We start from the raw sequence: 1,373 nt of genomic DNA on the forward strand, positions 1-1,373 counted from the left end.
CGGTCTCAGTTCGGATTGGGGTCTGCAACTCGACCCCATGAAGTCGGAGTCGCTAGTAATCGCAGATCAGCATTGCTGCGGTGAATACGTTCCCGGGCCTTGTACACACCGCCCGTCACGTCACGAAAGTCGGTAACACCCGAAGCCGGTGGCCCAACCCCTTGTGGGAGGGAGCTGTCGAAGGTGGGACTGGCGATTGGGACGAAGTCGTAACAAGGTAGCCGTACCGGAAGGTGCGGCTGGATCACCTCCTTTCTAAGGAGCACATAGCCGACTGCAAGCAAATGTCTTGCACGGTTGCTCATGGGTGGAACGTTGACTACTCGGCACACTTGATCTTTTCTCTTCCCAGTACTGCTTCGGCGTGGAACGGATGAAGAAGAGGCGAGGGTGTCGGGCACGCTGTTGGGTGTCTGAGGGAATGAAACGTCCCTCGATGCCGGCCCCAGTGAACTCCAGCTTCGGTTGGGGGTGATGGGTGGCTGGTCGTTGTTTGAGAACTGCACAGTGGACGCGAGCATCTGTGGCCAAGTTTTTAAGGGCGCACGGTGGATGCCTTGGCACCAGGAACCGATGAAGGACGTGGGAGGCCACGATAGTCCCCGGGGAGTCGTCAACCAGGCTTTGATCCGGGGGTTTCCGAATGGGGAAACCCGGCAGTCGTCATGGGCTGTCACCCGCTGCTGAACACATAGGCAGTGTGGAGGGAACGAGGGGAAGTGAAACATCTCAGTACCCTCAGGAAGAGAAAACAACCGTGATTCCGGGAGTAGTGGCGAGCGAAACCGGATGAGGCCAAACCGTATGCGTGTGAGACCCGGCAGGGGTTGCGTATACGGGGTTGTGGGATCTCTCTTTTACGGTCTGCCGGCCGTGAGACGAGTCAGAAACCGTTGATGTAGGCGAAGGACATGCGAAAGGTCCGGCGTAGAGGGTAAGACCCCCGTAGCTGAAACATCAGCGGCTCGTTTGAGAGACACCCAAGTAGCACGGGGCCCGAGAAATCCCGTGTGAATCTGGCGGGACCACCCGCTAAGCCTAAATATTCCCTGGTGACCGATAGCGGATAGTACCGTGAGGGAATGGTGAAAAGTACCCCGGGAGGGGAGTGAAATAGTACCTGAAACCGTGTGCCTACAAGCCGTGGGAGCATCCTTGTGGTGTGACTGCGTGCCTTTTGAAGAATGAGCCTGCGAGTTTGCGGTGTGTTGCGAGGTTAACCCGTGTGGGGTAGCCGTAGCGAAAGCGAGTCCGAATAGGGCGTTTCAGTAGCACGCTCAAGACCCGAAGCGGAGTGATCTAGCCATGGGCAGGTTGAAGCGGAGGTAAGACTTCGTGGAGGACCGAACCCACCAGGGTTGAAAACCTGGGGG

Annotated in this window: 1 other annotated feature. The window is 57.5% G+C overall.

The features are described from left to right. The first annotated feature begins 106 nt into the window (after positions 1-106). Positions 107-242: a sequence feature (16S ribosomal RNA rRNA prediction is too short), on the forward strand. Positions 243-1,373 lie beyond the last annotated feature (1,131 nt).

The organism is Streptomyces arenae, assembly GCF_022343545.1.
GTDB lineage: Bacteria > Actinomycetota > Actinomycetes > Streptomycetales > Streptomycetaceae > Streptomyces > Streptomyces humi.